Source organism: Streptomyces sp. cmx-4-9 (assembly GCF_046548835.1).
GTDB lineage: Bacteria > Actinomycetota > Actinomycetes > Streptomycetales > Streptomycetaceae > Streptomyces.
The window spans coordinates 89872-110222 of record NZ_JAEBEE010000003.1; the positions used below are offsets into that span (position 1 = coordinate 89872).

13 protein-coding genes and 1 tRNA gene are annotated in these 20351 nt (G+C 73.6%); 1 reads left to right on the forward strand and 13 read right to left on the reverse strand.

The features are described from left to right. Positions 1-18: 18 nt before the first annotated feature. The 13 genes from ACLJTM_RS11335 to bldG form a co-directional block, all read right to left on the reverse strand. Positions 19-792 (reverse strand): aminotransferase class IV family protein, encoded by a 774-nt coding sequence (locus ACLJTM_RS11335; RefSeq protein ID WP_411103385.1) that lies wholly within the window; start codon positions 790-792, stop codon positions 19-21. Positions 793-851: 59 nt separating this feature from the next. Continuing rightward, on the reverse strand, positions 852-1169 hold the full coding sequence (locus ACLJTM_RS11340; protein WP_411103387.1) for a hypothetical protein: 318 nt from the start codon (positions 1167-1169) through the stop codon (positions 852-854). A gap of 71 nt (positions 1170-1240) precedes the next feature. Further along, positions 1241-1314, reverse strand: a tRNA-Thr gene (locus ACLJTM_RS11345). Positions 1315-1468: 154 nt separating this feature from the next. Continuing rightward, the gene (locus ACLJTM_RS11350) at positions 1469-3043 is read right to left on the reverse strand and encodes an alpha/beta hydrolase (RefSeq protein WP_411103388.1); all 1575 of its coding nucleotides are present in this window, start codon (positions 3041-3043) and stop codon (positions 1469-1471) included. Positions 3044-3422: 379 nt separating this feature from the next. After that, a complete protein-coding gene (locus ACLJTM_RS11355; RefSeq protein WP_411103780.1) occupies positions 3423-4634 on the reverse strand; it encodes a DNA polymerase III subunit delta' in 1212 nt (403 codons plus the stop codon). A gap of 105 nt (positions 4635-4739) precedes the next feature. Continuing rightward, on the reverse strand, positions 4740-8033 hold the full coding sequence (gene tmk / locus ACLJTM_RS11360; RefSeq protein ID WP_411103389.1) for a dTMP kinase: 3294 nt from the start codon (positions 8031-8033) through the stop codon (positions 4740-4742). A gap of 184 nt (positions 8034-8217) precedes the next feature. After that, positions 8218-11049 carry a type I DNA topoisomerase gene (gene topA / locus ACLJTM_RS11365; RefSeq protein ID WP_411103390.1) on the reverse strand — a complete coding sequence of 944 codons (2832 nt, stop codon included), beginning with the start codon at positions 11047-11049 and terminating at the stop codon, positions 8218-8220. A gap of 278 nt (positions 11050-11327) precedes the next feature. Next, entirely contained in the window at positions 11328-11525 is a 198-nt protein-coding gene (locus tag ACLJTM_RS11370) for a hypothetical protein (RefSeq protein ID WP_411103391.1), read from the reverse strand. A gap of 96 nt (positions 11526-11621) precedes the next feature. Next, the gene (locus tag ACLJTM_RS11375; RefSeq protein ID WP_411103392.1) at positions 11622-13190 is read right to left on the reverse strand and encodes a methyltransferase; all 1569 of its coding nucleotides are present in this window, start codon (positions 13188-13190) and stop codon (positions 11622-11624) included. A 228-nt stretch (positions 13191-13418) separates the two neighbouring features. Then, positions 13419-13985 carry a small secreted protein gene (locus ACLJTM_RS11380; protein WP_411103393.1) on the reverse strand — a complete coding sequence of 189 codons (567 nt, stop codon included), beginning with the start codon at positions 13983-13985 and terminating at the stop codon, positions 13419-13421. 160 nt (positions 13986-14145) lie between these two features. After that, entirely contained in the window at positions 14146-16548 is a 2403-nt protein-coding gene (locus tag ACLJTM_RS11385) for a sodium-translocating pyrophosphatase (RefSeq protein ID WP_411103394.1), read from the reverse strand. A 271-nt stretch (positions 16549-16819) separates the two neighbouring features. Next, positions 16820-17260, reverse strand: coding sequence for an ATP-binding protein (locus ACLJTM_RS11390; RefSeq protein WP_411103395.1), 441 nt, complete (start codon positions 17258-17260; stop codon positions 16820-16822). A 99-nt stretch (positions 17261-17359) separates the two neighbouring features. Beyond that, complete coding sequence (bldG, locus tag ACLJTM_RS11395) at positions 17360-17701, reverse strand: anti-sigma factor antagonist BldG (RefSeq protein WP_008743037.1); 342 nt, start codon at positions 17699-17701, stop codon at positions 17360-17362. Positions 17702-17863: 162 nt separating this feature from the next. On the opposite strand from bldG, the gene ACLJTM_RS11400 reads away from it, so the two are divergent. Further along, positions 17864-20263, forward strand: coding sequence for a DEAD/DEAH box helicase (locus ACLJTM_RS11400; RefSeq protein WP_411103396.1), 2400 nt, complete (start codon positions 17864-17866; stop codon positions 20261-20263). Positions 20264-20351: the final 88 nt, after the last annotated feature.

Below are 20351 nucleotides of genomic sequence, written 5' to 3' on the forward strand. Positions count from 1 at the left end.
CGGGGCTGCACGGGCCGGTCACAGCAGGTCGCCGGGGATGGCCGTGTACTGCCGGTGCAGCGCGGCCACGATGTCCGGCGCGCCCGGCAGCCCGGTCCCGCCGACCGCGCTGATCGTCCGGACGCCGATGGCCGCGTTCGTGGCGAAGGCCGCCTGGAGTTGCGAGAGTTCGGCCAGCGGGACGCGCCGGGTGTCGTGGTCGTGGACGCCCTTGAGCAGTTCCATCGTGACGCCGGCGAGGCAGTCCGCCTCCGGCCAGAGCACCCGGTGGCCGTCGAAGAAGCCGACGTTCCAAGTGGCCCCCTCCGAGACGGCCTGCTCCCGGTCGACGAAGAGCGCGTCGTCGAAACCTGCCAACTGCGCCTGGCGCCGGTGGTGCAGGCCGGCGAACAGTCCGACGCTCTTGACCTCCGGCACCTCCCGTACGCACGCCACCGGCCGCACCCGCAGCGGCGGCAGCGGGAGGGCGCCGGCCGGCCGGGAGGTCACCAGCACCTGCGGCTGCCGCGCCGCCGCAGGGTGTCCGAGGTCGCACTCCGGGTCGAAGACCGTCACCCGGACCACGACCGCACCGCTCGCGGGAACGGCGCGGCGGGCCAGCTCCCGGACGCGCCGCGGGTCGAGGTCGACGCCGAAGAGCGTCCCGCAGTCCCGCCGGAGCCTGTCCAGGTGCAGGGCCAGCCCCCGCACCCGCCCGTCGTCGACCCGCATCGTCGTGAAGTGCCCGTAGTTGGTCAGCGCCAGGCTCTGCCATTGCGCGGGCTCGACCGGCACCCCGTTGAGTTCTGCCACCCGGCCAGGATGCCAGCCGCCCGCACCCCGGCCCGGCCGGTACGGCCCGCGGGACGGGGTCAGGGTGCGCCCAGTTCGGCGTCCAGCAGTGCGGGCCAGTCCGCCCCGCCCAGGCCGGCCGCCATCAGCAGGTCCCGCCAGTCGGTCAGGGCCAGCGCCACCGCGCTCCGCACCCGCCGGGCGTCACCGCACCCCAGCAGCACCACGGCTGCCGCCAGCCGCTCGGCTGCCGCCCCGCGCACCCCGCCCGCACCCAGCCGGTCCGCCAGGTCCCGCAGGGCCCCGGCCACCTCCTCGGCCGCCCCCGGCTCCGGGAAGTCGGCCCGGATCCGCCGCCGGAGCCGCTCGGTGACCCGGTCCCCCGCCGCCTCGTCCACCGCTCCCCCTCACCGCCCCCAGGGCATGAAAAAGCCCCAGGTCACGGCGAGTGAGTCCTGGGGCTGATCCGAGCCGCCTTCGGGATTCGAACCCGAGACCTACGCATTACGAGTGCGTTGCTCTGGCCAGCTGAGCTAAGGCGGCACCGCTGGCCAGACAAGTATTCCCTCGGAGAGGGGTGCTCATCAGCAGCGGCGCCAAGTCTACAGGGTGCGGGAGGGTGCCCCGGACCGCCCCCGACCGCGGGCGGAACGGAGCGGTCCGGCCGGACCGGCCGGACCGGGGGGCCCGGAGAGGCTCAGCACTTCTGGCCGTCCTTCGGGGGCTTGCCCTCCAGCAGGTAGCGGTTGATCGCGGTGTCGATGCAGTCGCTGCCGCGGCCGTACGCCGTGTGGCCGTCGCCGTCGTAGGTGAGCAGCACGCCCGAGTCGAGCTGCCCGGCGAGCGCCTGCGCCCACTTGTACGGGGTCGCCGGGTCGCGGACGGTGCCCACCACCACGATCGGCGGGGCCCCCGGCGCGGCCAGCGCCTTCGCCGTGCCCGTGGCCTTCACCGGCCAGTACCCGCAGTTCAGCGAGGCCCAGGCCAGGCCCGCGCCGAAGACCGGCGAGGCCTTCTCGAAGGACGGCAGGGCCTTCTCCACCGCCGCCGGGCCGTCGAAGGCCGGGGGCTGGTCGAGGCAGTTGACGGCGGCGTTCGCGGACATCAGGTTGGCGTACTTGCCCTGCTGGTCCCGCTCGTAGTAGCTGTCGGCCAGGCCCAGCAGGCCCGCCCCGTCGCCGTCCATCGCCGCCGTGAGCGCCTCGCGCAGCTGCGGCCAGGCGCTCTCGTCGTACAGCGCAGCGATCACCCCGGTCGTCGCCAGGGCCTCGCCCAGCGGGCGGTCAGGGTCGCCGCTCGGCACGGGCTGGGCGTCGAGCTTGCGGAAGAACTCCTTCAGCTGCGCCGCCACCTGCTGCGGGCTGCCCTTGCCGAGCGGGCACTCGGGCTGCTTCGCGCAGTCCTCGGCGAAGGAGGTGAAGGCGGTCTCGAAGCCCGCCGTCTGGTCCCGGTTGAGCTCCAGGGCCGGGCGGGAGGGGTCCATCGCCCCGTCCAGGACCAGCCGGCCGACGCGGCCGGGGAAGAGGTCGGCGTAGGTCGCCCCGAGCAGCGTGCCGTACGAGGCGCCCACGTAGGAGAGCTTCTCGTCGCCCAGTACCGCGCGGAGCATGTCCATGTCCTTGGCGGCCTCGACGGTGGACACGTGCGGGAGGACCCGGGAGGAACGCGCCTTGCAGGCGCCCGCGAACTCCTTGAATGCCGCCACCAGCAGGGCTTGTTCGGCCGCGTCGTCGGGCGTCTGGTCCACCTGTGTGTACCGGTCCATCGCCGGCCCGGTCAGGCACTCGACCGGGCTGCTGCGGGCCACCCCGCGCGGGTCGAAGGAGACCATGTCGTACTGGGCGCGGACGGGCGCGGGGTAGCCGATGCCGGCGTACGCCTGGAGGTATCCGATGCCGGAGCCGCCGGGGCCGCCCGGGTTGACGACCAGCGAGCCGAGGCGCCTGCCGGGGCCGGTGGCGGGGCGGCGGGCCACCGCGATGTCCACGTCCTGGCCCGAACCGGGGTCCGCGTAGTCCAGCGGGGCCTTCATCGTGGCGCACTGGAAGCCGGGCACACCGCAGTCGCGCCAGCTCAGCTTCTGCTGGTAGTACGGGCGCAGCGCCGCGGGGACCGCCGTCGGCCGGGCCGCGGACGCCGGCGCGGACGAGCCCCCGCCGGGGGACGCGGAGGCCGTGGGTCCGGTGGACCCGCCCGAGCTGCAGCCGGAGAGCAGGAGCCCTGCGGCTGCGAACACGGTCCCGGTGGTACGCAGCACGCGACTGGTGTCCATCCTCGGAGCCTATGTCCTGCCCGGACCGCTCCGCGGCGCTCCTGGGCCGGACGGCGGCGCGCCGTGCCCGGTCCTGCCGGGCGGTACGGCGGCCCGGCCCGGCCCGCCACCGGCCCGGCGGTCCGCCCGTACGGGTGAACCGGTCACCGGGGTGAGAGGGCGGACAGGGCGGACAGGGCGGGCACGGCCATGCGGAGGGGCGGCGCGGTCCGAGACGGATGCGGCCGGGCCAGGAGCCCGGACGGGCGCAGGAGCCCGGACGTGCCCAGAAGCGCGGCCGGGCCCAGAAGCCCGGACGTGCCCAGAAGCGCGGACGGGCCCAGAAGCGCGGCCGGGCCCAGGAGCGCGGCGCAGGAGCGCGGACGGGCCGGGGGGACGGTCAGCCCGCGCGCAGTGACATGGTCATCGCCTCGACCGCCAGGAGCGGGGCCACGTTCCGGTCGAGGGCCTCGCGGCAGGCGATGATCGCCTCGATCCGGCGCAGGGTCCGCTCGGGCCCCGAGGCGCGGGCGATCCGGTCGAGGTCCGGCCGCACCTCCTCGTTCGCGATGGCCACGGCCGAGCCCAGCTGGAGGGCCAGGACGTCCCGGTAGAAGCCGGTGAGATCGGTCAGCGCCAGGTCGAGGCTGTCGCGCTGGGTCCGGGTGCGGCGGCGCTTCTGCCGGTCCTCCAGCTCCTTCATCACGCCCGCCGTGCCGCGCGGCATCCGGCTGCCGGCGCCCGCTCCGGCGCCGAGCGCGGCCCGCAGCTCCTCGGTCTCCTTGGTGTCGACCTCCTCCGCGACCTGCTTGGCGTCCTCGGCGGCGGCGTCGACCAGTTCCTGCGCCGCCTTGAGGCAGCCGCCCACGTCGTGGACGAGCAGCGGCAGCTTCAGCACGGTGGCGCGGCGGAACCGGGCGGCATCGTCGGTCGCCAGCCGGCGCGCCCGGCCGATGTGCCCCTGCGTGGCCCGGGCGGCGGCCTCGGCGACGGCGGGCTCGATGCCGTCGCGCCGCACCAGTACCTCGGCGACGGCCCGTACGGGCGGGGTGCGCAGGGTCAGGTGCCGGCAGCGGGACCGGATCGTGGGCAGGACGTCCTCCAGCGAGGGTGCGCACAGCAGCCACACCGTGCGGGGGGCGGGCTCCTCCACCGCCTTGAGCAGGACGTTGCCCGCGCCCTCCGTCAGCCGGTCGGCGTCCTCCAGGACGATGACCTGCCAGCGGCCGACCGCCGGGGAGAGCTGGGCGCGGCGGACCAGGTCGCGGGTCTCCTTCACGCCGATCGACAGCAGGTCGGTACGGACGATCTCCACGTCGGCGTGGGTGCCGACCAGGGTGGTGTGGCACCCGTCGCAGAAGCCGCAGCCCGGCTCGCCGCCGAGGGCGCGGTCGGGGCTGGTGCACTGCAGGGCCGCCGCGAAGGCGCGGGCGGCGGTGGACCGACCGGAGCCGGGCGGTCCGGTGAACAGCCAGGCGTGGGTCATCTTGGACGCGGCGGGCGGCGGGGTGCCGTCGGTGATCGCCGTGACCAGGGCGTCGGCGTCCCGGGCGGCGGCGGCCAGCTGGGTCTGCACCCGCTCCTGGCCCACCAGGTCGTCCCACACGGGCATCGCGCCCACCGCCTCTCGCTGTTCTGCCGTCGTGCTGTTCACAGTGTGGCCCGCCCCGCTGACAGGCCGCGCCGTGGCCGACCGTCCCGGCCGGCCGCCGCTGCGTCAGCGGCGGCGCCGACCGCGGCCGTCGCCGTCAGCCTCCGCCTCGGGGTCCTCCTCCTCGCGGCGGTGGCCCAGCAGTTCGTCGGCCAGCGTCGGCAGATCGTCCAGCGGGGTCTCCTCGGCCCAGTCGGAACGCGCCCGGCGGGGCCGGCCGTTCTCGTCGAGCGCCGGGAGCTCCCGGGTCCGGTCGTTGCCGGTGTCCCGGAAGATGCCGGGCGGCACCCGGTCGGCCGGGGACTCCTCGGAGCGCCGGGCGGTGGGCCGGGTCGCGGACCGGCCCGGCTCCCCCGCAGCCGGGGAGGCCGGGGACCCGGACCGGGCCGGGCCGGAGGGCCGCACGGGCGGCAGTACGGCCGTCTCGTCGACCTCGCGGACCGGCGGCAGCACCGCGGTCTGCTCGGCGGACGAGGGCTCGTCGGCCGACTCCGGAAGCTTCGGCACCGGAACCGTCTGGGTGACGTCGTCGGGCCGTACGGTCCGCTTCACCAGCGGGGTCTCGACCGTGACCGCATCGTCCGGATGCGGCTGCGGACGGGCCGGCGACTGCGGACGGGCCTGCGGCTGCGGGTCCGACTGCGGCTGCGGGCGAGGCGACTGCGGCTGCGGGTCCTTGCGCATCCGGTCCGGCCCGCCCGGAGCGGGAGCCGGCGCGGCCGCGGGAGCCGGCGCGGAGGCCGCCGCTGCCGCAGCCGCCGCGGCCGTCTTCGCCGCCACCTCGGCCGCGGCGGCCTCCGCCAGCCGGCGGGCCTCCTCGGCCTTGAGCAGGGCCTCCTCGGCCCGCCGCTGCTTCTCCAGCCGGCGTTCCTCGGCCTCGGCCCGCAGCCGGGCCTCCTCCTCCGCCTGCCGGCGCAGCCTCTCCTGCTCGACGGCCCGCGCCCGCTCCTCGGCCTCGGCGCGCAGCCGCTCGGCCTCGGCCCGGGCCCGGGCCTCCTCCTCGGCGCGCCGGCGCTCCTCCGCGGCCCTGCGCGCGGCCTCCGCCTCGGCCCTGACCCGGGCCTCCTCGGCCTCGCGGGCCAGCCGGGCCTCTTCCTCGGCCTTCAGCCGGGCCTCTTCCGCCTTGCGCGCGGCCTCGGCCTCGGCGCGCAGCCGGGCCTCCTCCTCGGCGACCCGGCGGGCCTCGATCTGCGCGGCCACCTCGGCCTCGGAGAGCGGGAGCATCCGGTCCAGGCGGTGGCGTACGACGGTGGTGACCGACTCCGGGTCCTGCCCGGCGTCGACGACCAGGTAGCGGCCGGGGTCGGACGCGGCCAGCGTCAGGAAGCCGGCCCGTACCCGCTGGTGGAATTCCGCGGGCTCCGACTCCAGGCGGTCGGGCGCCTCCGTGAACCGCTCCCGGGCCGCCTCCGGCGACACGTCGAGCAGCACGGTGAGGTTCGGGACGAGCCCGTCGGTGGCCCAGCGGGAGATCCGGGCGATCTCGGTCGGGGAGAGGTCGCGTCCGGCGCCCTGGTAGGCCACCGAGGAGTCGATGTACCGGTCGGAGACCACGACGGCGCCGCGCTCCAGTGCGGGCCGCACCACCGTGTCCACGTGCTCCGCCCGGTCCGCCGCGTACAGCAGCGCCTCGGCCCGGTTCGACAGTCCGGCGGAGGACACGTCGAGCAGGATCGAGCGCAGCCGCTTGCCCACGGGGGTGGCCCCCGGCTCGCGCGTCACGACGACCTCGTGGCCCTTGCTCCGTATCCAGTCGGCCAGCGCCTCCACCTGGGTGGACTTGCCCGCTCCGTCGCCCCCTTCGAGGGCGATGAAGAAGCCGGTGGCGGAGGCCGCCTGCGCGGGCTCGCCGCCCCGCAGAGCCTCGCGCAGGTCGCGCCGCAGGGGTACGCCGCTGCGGTCGTCGGCCTTGGTGAGGACCACCACGGAGACGGGCAGCAGCAGGGCGCCGACCAGCATCAGCGTGAAGGCCGCGCCGCCGTGCGAGAAGACGATCTCGGCACCGGTCAGCCGGTGCGGGCCGATCAGCGCTGCGAGCAGCGGGGCCGCGATGGCTCCGATGCCGACGGCGACCCGGACGACTGCCTGGAGGTGCTCGGTGACCCGGGCCCGGCGGAACTCCTCGGTCTCCTGGTCGAGCAGGGTGTGGCCGGTGTTGGCCGCGACACCGGCGGCGGTGCCCGCGAGCAGGGCCAGGAACACGACCGTCGCGGTGTCCGGCACCAAACCGGCCAGCAGCAGGGCGAGGCCGGTCACCGCTATGGCGAGGGCCAGCAGGCGGCGCCGCGACAGCGCGGGCAGCACCTTGCCGGCCTGGGTGGCGCGGATGCCGGCCGCGGTGCCGCCGACCAGCGCCAGGATCGTCAGGGCGAATGCGGCGGGGCCGCCGCCCAGGTCGAAGGCGTGCAGGACGGACACGGCCGCGGCGGCGGCCACCGCCGCGGCGACCGCCGCGCAGGCGAGCACGAGCAGCGGGACGGCGCCCGTGCGGCCCTTGTCGGGCCGGTCGCCCGCCCGGGGGGCGCGCAGCCCCTCCAGCGGGGAGCGCGGGCGCGGGGTCTTCGCGTCCGGGAGCACCAGGGGCAGCAGCAGCGAGACCGATGCGGCGAAGAGGCCGGAGGCCACGTACGAGCCGAGCGCGGCCTGGTTCTCGGCGAACCAGCCGACCCCGAGGCCGAGGGCCTTGCCGACCAGCGTCGCGGCGAGCAGGGCGGCCGCGGCGACGGGTACGGCGGCGAAGGAGGTGCGCAGGGTCAGCCGGCGCAGCGCGTCCAGGTGGTCGGGGAGCGGCCGTACGGTCGCCCCCTCCGGCGGCGGCGCGGGCAGCAGGGCCGGGGCGGCGCTGTCCTTGGCCAGGCTCCACAGCCGCTCGGCGGCGCCGGAGACGAAGACGGTGGCCAGCAGCGCGGTCATGGCGTGGGCCGGGATCCAGTCGAGCCAGAGCGGGGCGACGACGAAGAGGGCCAGGCGCACGCCGTCGGCGCCGACCATCGTCCAGCGCCGGTCGAGCTTCCCGCCGGGGGCGACGAGCGCCGTCAGCGGGCCGAGCAGGACCGCGCCGAACAGCAGGGTGGCGAGGATCCGCACCCCGAACACGGCGGCGACCGCCAGGGCCGCGCCTCTGTAGCCGCCGCCGAAGGCCGCCTCCGAGACGGCTGCCTGGTAGGCCAGCAGGACCAGGACCAGCAGGGCGAGGGCATCTCCGATGCCGCTCACCAGCTGGGCGCTCCACAGACGGCGCAGCCCTGGGGTGCGCAGCAGTGCGCGCACCGCACGCTCGCGGGAGTCCGCAGCGAGGGCTTCGTCGTACGTGGGGTTTGCCGGGGCGGTCACGACCGTTGGCTGCTCGGCTCGCGTCATCCGCCCAGCCTATCCGCTGTGCTTGGCGGGTGCGGAAGCCTGTGGACAAGGTCGGTTCCGCCGCCCCGTCCGGGCCGGGAACGCCGCCCGCGGGACCGTGTGCGCGAGGGGCCCCGCGCCACTGCGCGGGGCCCCTCGGTGCCGGAGGTGCTGCCGGCGGATGCCCTTCGTGTGCTGCCGGCGGCTACTCGTCCGCCGGGGCGCCCGCCGCAGCCTTCTTCGCGACCGTCTTCTTGGCCGTGGTCTTCTTCGCAGCCGCGGTCTTGGTCGCGGTGGTCTTCTTCGCCGCGGCCGCCTTCGTGGCCGTCGCCTTCTTCGCCGGGGCCTTCTTGGCCGTGGCCTTCTTCGCGGGGGCCTTCTTCGCCGTCTTCTTGGCCGGGGCCTTGGCGCGCTTCTCCGCGAGCAGCTCGTATCCGCGCTCCGGGGTGATGGTCTCGACGTCGTCGTCCCGGCGCAGGGTGGCGTTCGTCTCGCCGTCCGTCACGTACGGGCCGAAGCGGCCGTCCTTGACCACCACCGGCTTCTCGCTCACCGGGTCGGTGCCCAGCTCCTTCAGCGGGGGCTTGGCCGCGGCCCGGCCGCGCTGCTTGGGCTGCGCGTAGATCGCCAGGGCCTCGTCGAGCGTGATGGAGAAGAGCTGGTCCTCGGTCTCCAGGGACCGCGAGTCCGTGCCCTTCTTCAGGTACGGGCCGTAGCGGCCGTTCTGGGCCGTGATCTCCACGCCCTCCGCGTCGGCGCCGACCACCCGGGGCAGCGACATCAGCTTGAGCGCCTCGTCGAGGGTGACCGTGTCCAGGGTCATCGACTTGAACAGCGAGGCGGTACGCGGCTTGACGGCGTTCTTGCCGGTCTTCGGGGTGCCCTCGGGGAGGATCTCGGTCACGTAGGGGCCGTACCGGCCGTCCTTCGCGACGATCTCGTTCCCGCTGACGGGGTCCTTGCCGAGTTCGAACTCCCCGCTCGGCTTGGCGAACAGCTCCTGGGCGTACTCGACCGTCAGCTCGTCCGGGGCCATGTCGTCCGGTACGTCGGCGCGCTGGTGGCCCTCCGCGTCCTTCTCGCCGCGTTCCACGTACGGGCCGTAGCGGCCTACCCGCAGCACGATGCCCTCGCCGACCGGGAAGGAGGAGATCTCCCGGGCGTCGATCGCGCCGAGGTCCGTGACCAGCTCCTTCAGGCCGCCGAGGTGGTCGCCGTCGGCCGGCACGACCTCGGTGGCGTCCTCCGAGCCGAAGTAGAAGCGCTTGAGCCACGGGACGGACTGGGCCTCGCCCCGCGCGATGCGGTCGAGGTCGTCCTCCATCTTCGCGGTGAAGTCGTAGTCGACGAGCCGGCCGAAGTGCGTCTCCAGCAGGTTCACCACGGCGAACGACAGGAAGGACGGCACGAGCGCCGTGCCCTTCTTGAAGACGTAGCCGCGGTCGAGGATCGTGCCGATGATCGACGCGTAGGTCGACGGCCGGCCGATCTCGCGCTCTTCGAGCTCCTTGACCAGCGAGGCCTCGGTGTAGCGGGCCGGCGGCTTGGTCGAGTGGCCGTCCGCGGTGATCTCCTCGGCGGACAGTGCGTCGCCCTCGGCGACCTGCGGGAGGCGCTTCTCGCGGTCGTCGAGCTCCGCGTTCGGGTCGTCCGCACCTTCCACGTAGGCCTTCATGAAGCCGTGGAAGGTGATCGTCTTGCCGGAGGCGGTGAACTCGGCGTCGCGCCCGTCCGCCGCCCGTCCGCCGATCTTGACGGTGACCGAGTTGCCGACGGCGTCCTTCATCTGGGAGGCGACGGTCCGCTTCCAGATCAGCTCGTAGAGGCGGAACTGGTCACCGGTCAGGCCGGTCTCGGCCGGCGTGCGGAAACGGTCACCCGAGGGGCGGATCGCCTCGTGCGCCTCCTGGGCGTTCTTGACCTTGCCCGCGTAGACGCGGGGCTTCTCCGGCAGGTAGTCGGCCCCGTAGAGCTGCGTGACCTGCGCGCGGGCCGCGGACACGGCGGTGTCCGACAGCGTCGTGGAGTCGGTACGCATATAGGTGATGAAGCCGTTCTCGTACAGCTTCTGCGCGACCTGCATGGTCGCCTTCGCCCCGAAGCCCAGCTTGCGCGAGGCCTCCTGCTGGAGCGTCGTCGTACGGAAGGGCGCGTACGGGGAGCGCCGGTACGGCTTGGAGTCGACCGAGCGGACGGCGAAGGCGGTCTGCTCCAGGGCGGCGGCGAGCGAGCGCGCGTTCGCCTCGTCGAGGTGCAGCACCTCGCTCTTGAGCCGCCCGGTCGAACCGAAGTCACGACCCTGGGCGACGCGCTTGCCGTCCACCGTGTTCAGGCGGGCGACCAGGGTCGAGGGGTCGGAGGCGTCGCCGGCGCGGCCGGTGGCGAAGGTGGCGGTCAGGTCCCAGTACTCGGCGGAGCGGAAGGCGATGCGCTCGCGCTCCTTCTCCACCACCATGCGGGTGGCCACCGACTGCACCCGGCCCGCCGACAGCCGCGGCATGACCTTCTTCCACAGGACCGGCGAGACCTCGTAGCCGTAGAGGCGGTCGAGGATGCGGCGGGTCTCCTGGGCGTCGACCATGCGCTGGTTGAGCTCGCGCGGATTGGCGACGGCGTCGCGGATGGCGTCCTTGGTGATCTCGTGGAAGACCATCCGGTGGACCGGGACCTTGGGCTTGAGGACTTCCTGCAGGTGCCACGCGATGGCTTCGCCCTCGCGGTCCTCATCGGTGGCGAGGAAGAGTTCGTCGGACTCGGCCAGCAGCTCCTTGAGCTTGCGGACCTGGGCCTTCTTGTCGGCGTTCACCACGTAGATCGGCGCGAAGTCGTGCTCGACGTCGACGCCGAGGCGGCGGACCTCGCCGGTGTACTTGTCGGGGACCTCTGCCGCGCCGTTCGGGAGGTCGCGGATGTGCCCGACGCTCGCCTCGACGACGTATCCGGGGCCGAGGTAGCCCTTGATCGTCTTCGCCTTGGCAGGGGACTCGACGATGACGAGTCGGCGGCCGCCCTTTGCGGTCTCGCTAGTCGGGGACAACTTGGCTCTTCTCTCCGGTCGGCACTCGGTCGCGATACGGCGACGCTGCGGAGTGTGACGGTACAACCCGCCCCCGTGTCAAACGGCACAAGCCCGCAACGGCCACTCGAACGGTAACCCGACAAGTGCCGTTTCTGCCGCCCGGATGCCGCGCCGGACCCTTCCCGATCACCGGGCGGGGTGGCCGGGGGGCCGTCTGGCCCCGCCCGCGGACGGGCCCCCGCACCCGCTCCGACGTGCACTTACCAGCCAGTCCCCCGGCGGTCCCGCGCTCCGGTTCAGAGCTGTGCGAGGCACCACACGCCGAGGGCGAGCGATCCGGCGCCGGCGAGCACCGCCAGCGGTACGGCCACGACGGGGCGCACGCCTTCCGCCACCGGCGCGCCGTGCAGGGCGCGCGCCCCCGTCCAGACCAGCAGAGCGGCTCCGAACAGCAGGAACACGGTCGCCGCGAAGATCGCCGGGCCTGTCTCCATGCCGTTCCCCTCTTCCCCGAGCCGCTCCCCGGATCCCCCCGGATCCGGCTGGCGGTGAGCCTGCCAGCCCCGGGAGGACGGGAACCGAACTCGGGGTTACATCATGGGGTCGGCCGGCTTCCCGGCTCCGGGGCCCGCGTCCGGAACCGGCGCCGCCGGCTCCAGGAAGCCCTGCTCGACCAGCATCCGGATGGCCTCCGGCGTACGGTCGCGCAGGACGACCGGGTCCTCCTGCACCAGGTGGGCGATCGCGTCGAGGATCCGGCCCGCGCTCAGTGAGCCGTCACACACTCCGGCGAAGCCCGCGCCGACCGTGTCGACCTTGGTGGCGCGCCGCATCCCGCGGTTCTGCCGCAGGACGACGTGCTCCGGATCCTCCGCGCCGGGCGCGCCGACCTGCTCCTGCACCACCTCCGCACCGAGCAGGAAGTAGCCCTCAAGCAGCGCCGCGTCGTCGTGGTCGCGCAGGTAGTCCTGGCGGGCGAAATGGGCCAGGACGGTCTCGCCGAGCGGCTGCTCCACCGAGTGCGGCCATTCCTCGATCACGATCGAGGGCTCGGGCGCGTCGCTGCGGCGCAGGGTGATCCAGCCGAAGCCGACGGACTTGGTGTTGCGGGCCTCGAACTCGTCCAGCCAGTCCTCGTACCGCCGCTGGTACTCGGCGGGGTCCGAGCGGTGGTCGCCCGCGTCGCGCAGCCACAGCTCCGCGTACTGCGTGACGTCCTGCACGTCGCGCTGCACGATCCAGGCGTCGCAGCCCCGCGGCACCCAGGAGCGCAGCCGGTCGCGCCAGTCCTCGCCGTCCACGTGCTGCCAGTTGCCGAGGAACTGCGCGTATCCGCCGGGGTTGAGGTGGTCGCCCGCCTGCTGGACCACGCTGCGGCACAGGTCGTCGCCGCCCATGCCGCCGTCGCGGTACGTGAGGCGGGCGCCGGGGGAGATCACGAACGGCGGGTTCGACACGATCAGGTCGTACGAGGTGTCGCCGACCGGCTCGTAGAGCGAACCGGTGAGCAGTTCCGCCGCCGGGGCGCCGGAGAGCGCCAGGGTCAGACGGGTGAACTCCAGGGCCCGGGGGTTGACGTCGGTGGCCGTGACCCGGGTGGCGTGCTGGGCGGCGTGCAGGGCCTGGATGCCCGATCCGGTGCCGAGGTCGAGGGCGGAGCCGACCGGGGTGCGCACGGTGATCCCGGCCAGCGTGGTGGAGGCCCCGCCGACACCGAGGACGACGGCCTCCTCCCGGCGGCCGATCCCGCCTGCCCCGCCGACGGCGCAGCCGAGGTCCGAGACGATGTACCAGTCCTCGCCGTCGGGCCCGCCGTACGGACGCACGTCGACGGCGGCGTACACCGCCTCCGCGTCCTCGCCGTCGGCGGCCGCCCCCCGCCGCAGCCAGCCGTCGGCCAGCGCCGCGTCGACGGGCAGGGCGGCCTGCGCGCGGGCGTACGGGGCCGGCTGCTGGAGCAGGAACAGCCGGACCAGGGCGCTGAGCGGGCCGTCGCCGCGCGTGGCGCGCAGGGCGGGGACGGTCTCACTGCGGGCCAGGGCGGCGTAGGCGGGGGCACCGAGCAGGTCGAGCAGCCCGTCGGCGGTGAAGCCGGCGGCGAGCAGGGCTTCGCGGAGTTCGGCGGCGCGGCCGGGCGAGGGAAGGCTGGTGGTACTCACCGCACCATTGTGTCCGCTGGCACCGGCATTGCGTGCGCCACGCGGGCTTCGGCGTGGGCCGGGCGCAGACCCCGGCGCACGCGCCCGCCGCCGGGGCGCTCCGGGGCCCCGCATGCGGCAGGGCGGCCGCAGCCCCTTTCCGGAACCGCGGCCGCCCTGCACCGGGGGCGCTGCGTCAGGCCGTGTCCGCCGGCCCGCTTCGGTGCCGCGAAGCCGCCGTCCGCCGGTCTAGTTCGGCGACGGCGAAGCCGCCGTCACCTGGCAGCCCTTCTGGCTGTTCATGGCCTTCTCCAGGCCGCCCGCCTTGAGCTGCGCGAGGGCTTCCTTGCCGCCCGTCGTCGCCGCCTCCAGGCCGCCTGCGAGCTCCTTGAGCCCCTCGGCGAACTTGGTCTGGTCGTTGGGGTCGAGGCTGTCCATCCTGGTCTTCAGGTCGGCGTAGCCCTTGGAGGTCGACTCGAAGCCCTTGACGGCCTCGGCCTGGGTCGCCTGCCCGTCCTTGACCGGCGGGACGCCCGCGCTCTGCAGGGCCGTGCCCATCGTCTTGTACGACTCGGACATCGTGGCGAAGGCCGCCGAGTCGGTCTGCTGGACCTCCTGCGGCTTGCTGCTCTCCGTGGCCACGCGCTTGATGTCGGCGTTGGCCGTCTCGATCTTCTTCAGTTCGGGCTGCCACTGGTCGCAGACCTTCTTGGCCCAGGCGTCGGCCTTCTTGTCGCCGTCGTCCCCGCCGCAGCCGGACAGGACGAGCATCAGCACCGCACCGCCCGACAAGGCGGCCGCAAGCTTCTTGTTCACCGGATTGGTCCCTTCGAAGGCTCTCGGCCCGGAAGATACACGCCTGCCATCCGGTGACGTACAAAGGCGGACGGACGGCGCGTCAGTCCGCGCCGCCCGTCCGCCGTTCGGTCGTACCGCCGGCCCTGCCCGGCTCCGCCCCGGTTCCGGTCGGACCGGGTCAGGAGACCGTTGCGGGATCCGAGGACTGGGCCACCCGCTCGGCGGCTGCGCCTTCGCCCTCGTCGCCGACCGCGATGCCGCGGCGCTTGGACACGAACACCGCGCCGACGATGATGCCGATCGCGATGACCGCGACGACGGCCCGCACGGCGGGGCTGGTGTCGTCCCCGTAGCTGAACTGCACGACGGCGGGGGCGATCAGCAGGGCCACCAGGTTCATGACCTTGAGCAGCGGGTTGATGGCCGGGCCGGCGGTGTCCTTGAACGGGTCGCCGACCGTGTCGCCGATGACGACCGCGGCGTGGGCCTCGCTGCCCTTGCCGCCGTGGTGGCCGTCCTCGACGAGCTTCTTCGCGTTGTCCCACGCGCCACCGGAGTTGGCGAGGAAGACCGCCATCAGGGTGCCCGTGCCGATCGCTCCCGCCAGGAAGGAGCCGAGGGCACCGACACCGAGGGAGAAGCCCACCGCGATCGGGGTGAGGACGGCGAGCAGGCCGGGCGTGGCGAGTTCGCGCAGCGCGTCCTTCGTGCAGATGTCGACGACGCGCCCGTACTCGGGCTTCTCGCTGTAGTCCATGATCCCGGGGTGCTCGCGGAACTGCCGGCGCACCTCGTAGACCACCGCGCCCGCGGAGCGGGAGACCGCGTTGATGGCGAGGCCGGAGAACAGGAACACGACGGCCGCGCCGAGGATCAGCCCGACGAGGTTGTTGGGCTGGGCGATGTCCAGGCTGAGGTTCATCTCCCCGGCCTTGGCCCCGACTTCCTTGACGGCGGTGGCGATGGCGTCGTTGTACGAGCCGAAGAGCGCGGCCGCGGCGAGCACGGCCGTGGCGATGGCGATGCCCTTGGTGATGGCCTTCGTCGTGTTGCCCACGGCGTCCAGGTCGGTCAGCACCTGCGCGCCGGCGCCCTCGACGTCACCGGACATCTCCGCGATGCCCTGGGCGTTGTCGGAGACCGGTCCGAAGGTGTCCATGGCGACGATGACGCCGACGGTGGTGAGCAGGCCCGTGCCGGCCAGGGCCACCGCGAAGAGGGCGAGCATGATCGACGTGCCGCCGAGCAGGAACGCACCGTAGACGCCGAGTCCGATGAGCAGCGCGGTGTAGACGGCGGACTCCAGGCCGACGGAGATGCCGGCGAGGACCACGGTGGCGGCGCCGGTCAGGGAGGACTTGCCGATGTCCCGGACGGGGCGCCGGCTGGTCTCGGTGAAGTAGCCGGTCAGCTGCTGGATCAGGGCCGCGAGGACGATGCCGATGGCGACGGCGACGACGGCCAGGATGCGCGGGTCGCCGGCGTGGTTCGCGATGGCGGCGTCCTCGACGCCGGCGAGCTCCTTGTAGGTGGCCGGCAGGTAGGCGTAGACGGCGATCGCGACCAGCACCAGGGAGATCACCGCGGAGATGAAGAACCCGCGGTTGATGGCGGTCATCCCGCTGCGGTCGGAGCGCCGGGGGGACACCGCGAAGATGCCGATCATGGCGGTGACCACGCCGATGGCAGGGACGATCAGCGGGAAGGCCAGGCCCAGGTCGCCGAAGGCCACCTTGCCGAGGATCAGTGCGGCCACCAGGGTGACGGCGTAGGACTCGAAGAGGTCGGCGGCCATTCCGGCACAGTCGCCGACGTTGTCGCCCACGTTGTCGGCGATGGTCGCGGCATTGCGCGGGTCGTCCTCCGGAATGCCCTGCTCGACCTTGCCGACCAGGTCGGCGCCGACGTCGGCGGCCTTGGTGAAGATGCCGCCGCCGACACGCATGAACATCGCGATGAGTGCGGCGCCGAGACCGAAGCCCTCCAGGACCTTGGGCGCGTCGGCTGCGTAGACCAGTACGACGCAGGAGGCGCCGAGGAGGCCGAGGCCGACGGTGAACATGCCGACCACGCCGCCCGTGCGGAAGGCGATCTTCATCGCCTTGTGGGAGACCTCGGTCAGGTCCTTGGCGGGCTCGCCCTCGGCCGGGGTCGCCTCGCGCGCGGCCGCGGCGACGCGGACGTTGGCGCGGACGGCGAGCCGCATGCCGATGTAGCCGGTGGCCGCCGAGAAGAGCGCGCCCACGAGGAAGAAGGCCGACCGCCCCGACCGCTGCGACCAGTCGTCTGCGGGGAGCAGGAAGAGCAGGAAGAAGACCACGACGGCGAAGACGCCGAGCGTGCGCAACTGCCGCCCCAGGTAGGCGTTGGCGCCTTCCTGGACCGCCGCGGCGATCTCTTTCATGCTGTCGGTTCCCTCGTCGGCGGCGAGGACCTGGCGGACCAGGATCTGCGCGACGACGAGTGCGGCCAGTGCCACGGCCGCAATGACGATCACGATGAGCCGATTGTCATCGGTGAGTACTGCGGCTGCCAGATCCGTGGTGCGATCCGGCGCGATAGGGGTGAAGAGCCCCGTCATTCGTCCTCCTTGACGCGATGAGCTCAAGATGTGGACGGATTGTAGGGAGCACGCCCTGATCAAAACAGTGCGCAGGAAACCGAATTGGCCTGCACGCGCCCCTCAGCAATAGATCGCGTCACTCCATTACCCTCGAAAGAAGTAATGGGGCAAAGCCATTGACGACCGGTCATGCGGCGCGGGACATGAAAAAGGCCCTGCTCAGCAGGGCCTGAATAAAGATCGGACGATATGACGGCGGGTCCGGCCGCGGATCTCCGGCGCGGCTCGTCTAGCGGAGATCACCGGCCGAGGACACCGGCCAGCTCATCCGGATGGTTCCGCCCGCATCCCCGGTGGTCACCTCGACGTCGTCGACGAGTCCGCTGATCACCGCGAGCCCCATCTCGTCCTCGCCCTCGATGTCGGGGTCCAGGACCGCTTCGATGCCGGGCACGGTTTCGACCGGGCCGCCGGCCGGTCCGGGGACGTCGTCGCCGACCTCGATGGAGAACACCTTCTCCTCCTCGGTCAGCACGACCCGGACCGGCGCGGTCAGACCGTTGCTCCGATGGAGTCCGACGGCGCGCGAGCAGGCCTCGCCCACGGCGAGGCGGACCTCGTCGAGGACGGCTTCCTCCACGCCGGCCCGGCGCGCCACGGCGGCCGCGACCAGGCGGGCCGTCCGGACGTGTTCGGGCTGGGCGCTGAAGCGCAGTTCAACGGTGGCCATGCGCGTCCCCCTCGGACTACGGGCGTGCCTTGACAGGGGCCCGGACCACCGTGGCCCGGTACCCCCGCTCTGCTTGCCGGCTCCTTGCCGCCGGAGCCGTCAGTCGGTGGCGTTGACGGCGTCTTCCACCGTCGTGTGGATCGGGAACACCTTGGTCAGACCGGTGATCCGGAAGATCTTCAGGATGCGCTCCTGGTTGCACACCAGTCTCAGCGAACCCTCGTGCGCGCGGACGCGCTTGAGGCCTCCCACGAGCACACCAAGCCCGGTGGAGTCGAGGAAGTCCACTCGCTCCATGTCGACGACCAGGTGGTAGCTGCCGTCGTTCACCAACTCGACCAACTGCTCGCGCAGCTTGGGCGCGGTATACACATCAATCTCGCCACCGACCTCTACGACCGTACGGTCGCCGACAGTGCGAGTCGACAGGGACAGGTCCACGGATCCTCCAGCACCTTGCTATCGAGCGGCGCCCCCCAGGGGCCTCACCACCCGAAGGTAGGCGAGGGATTGGCTGCCGCAACGGCATTCAATCACTTACCGGCAGGCGCGCACGACGCCTTGGGACCATTGTCCCGCACGCCAGTGACACACTCACTTCCAATGGCCAATACTCACCGCCCCGGACGGCCCACGGCACCCGTGGACGCCAGACCCACCCCCGGCACGGTCCTGGACCGCTTGTCACGGGGGTCTTCCCGGGCTGCGCGCATCACCCATACGGAGCACTTGCCCCCTCGGGCGGGTCGTCATGCGGTCTGGCCCGACCGCATCCGTACGGATGTCGTGGCCGCGATCCAGGCCGCCGGGATCGACCATCCGTGGGAGCACCAGGCCGCCGCGGCCGAGCTCGCCCTGGACGGCGAGTCCGTGGTCGTCGCCACCGGAACCGCCTCGGGGAAGTCGCTGGCCTACCTGGCGCCGCTGCTCTCCGCACTGGCCGACGGGGCCGAGGCCCCCAACGGGCGCGGCGCCACCGCCCTGTACCTGGCCCCCACCAAGGCCCTGGCGGCCGACCAGCGGCGCGCCGTACGGGAGCTGTCCGCCCCCCTGGGCAACGCGGTGCGGCCGGCCGTCTACGACGGGGACACGCCCGTCGAGGAACGCGAATGGGTGCGCCAGTACGCCAACTACGTGCTCACCAATCCCGACATGCTGCACCGCGGGATCCTCCCGGGCCACCCCCGCTGGTCCTCCTTCCTGCGGGCCCTGCGCTACGTGGTGATCGACGAATGCCACACCTACCGGGGAGTATTCGGCTCCCACGTGGCCCAGGTGCTGCGCCGGCTGCGGCGGCTGTGCGCCCGCTACGGCTCCGAACCCGTCTTCCTGCTGGCCTCCGCCACCGCGAGCGACCCGGCGGCCGCGGCGTCCCGGCTGACGGGGACGGCGGTGACGGAGATCACCGACGACGCCTCCCCCCGCGGCGAGGTCGTCTTCGCCCTGTGGGAGCCGCCGCTGCTCACCGAGCTCCGGGGCGAGCGGGGCGCCCCCGTCCGCCGCACCGCCACCGCGGAGACCGCCGACCTGCTGACGGACCTGGTCGTGCAGGGGGTCCGCACGGTGGCCTTCGTACGCTCCCGGCGCGGCGCCGAGCTCATCTCCGTGATCGCCCAGGAACGCCTGGCAGCGGTCGACCGCTCACTGGTGCGGAGGGTCGCGGCCTACCGGGGCGGCTACCTCCCCGAGGAGCGCCGGGCCCTGGAGCGGGCCCTGCACTCCGGAGAGCTGCTCGGGCTGGCCGCGACGACCGCCCTGGAGCTCGGCGTGGACGTCGCCGGCCTGGACGCCGTACTGATCACCGGGTACCCGGGCACCCGGGCCTCCCTGTGGCAGCAGGCGGGCCGCGCCGGGCGCGCGGGGCAGGGCGCCCTGGCCGTGCTGGTCGCCCGGGACGACCCGCTGGACACCTACCTGGTCCACCATCCGCAGGCGCTGTTCGAGCAGCCGGTGGAGGCCACCGTGCTGGACCCGGACAACCCGTACGTCCTCGCACCGCACCTGTGCGCGGCCGCCGCGGAGCTGCCGCTGACCGCGTCGGATCTGGCTCTTTTCGGCCCCTCGACGGCCGAACTGCTCCCCCAGCTGGAGGCCGCCAAGCTGCTCCGCCGGCGGGCCGCGGCCTGGCACTGGACCCGGCGCGAGCGGGCCTCGGACCTCACCGACATCCGCGGCGGCGGGGGCCGCCCGGTGCAGATCGTGGAGGCCGCAACCGGGCGGCTGCTCGGCACCGTCGAGGAGTCTGCGGCCCACACCGCCGTCCACGACGGCGCCGTCCACCTCCACCAGGGCCGCACCTACCTGGTGCAGCACCTGGACCTGGAGGACTCGGTGGCGCTCGTCGAGCAGGCCGATCCGCCCTTCTCCACCACCGCCCGCGACACCACCTCCCTGTCCGTCCTGGAGACCGAGACCGAGATCCCCTGGGGCTCGGCGCGCCTGTGCTACGGCTCCGTCGAGGTCACCCACCAGGTCGTGTCCTACCTGCGCCGCAAGCTGATCACCGGCGAGGTCCTGGGCGAGGCCAAGCTGGACCTGCCCCCGCGCACCCTGCGCACCCGGGCGGTGTGGTGGACGGTCACCGAGGACCAGCTCGACGAGGCCCGGATCAGCCCGGAGATCCTCGGCGGAGCGCTGCACGCCGCCGAACACGCCTCCATCGGCCTGCTCCCGCTGTTCGCCACCTGCGACCGCTGGGACATCGGCGGCGTCTCCGTGCCGCTGCATCCCGACACCCTCCTCCCCACGGTCTTCGTCTACGACGGCCACCCCGGCGGCGCCGGCTTCGCCGAGCGGGGCTTCCACACCGCCCGCGCCTGGCTGACGGCGACCCGGGACGCGATCGCGGCCTGCGAGTGCGAGGCCGGGTGCCCCTCCTGCATCCAGTCGCCCAAGTGCGGCAACGGCAACGACCCCCTCCACAAACGCGGCGCCGTCCGCCTCCTCGACCACCTCCTCGCCGGCGCCCCGCCCGAGGACACCCCCGCGGCTCCGGAGGCCTGAAATTCCCCCACTCGCCGCAAGCGCCCCATGGCGGCCCGGCCCGCCCGGGTGCCCGTCCCTGCCGGGGCCCGGCGGCGGGCCGGCACGG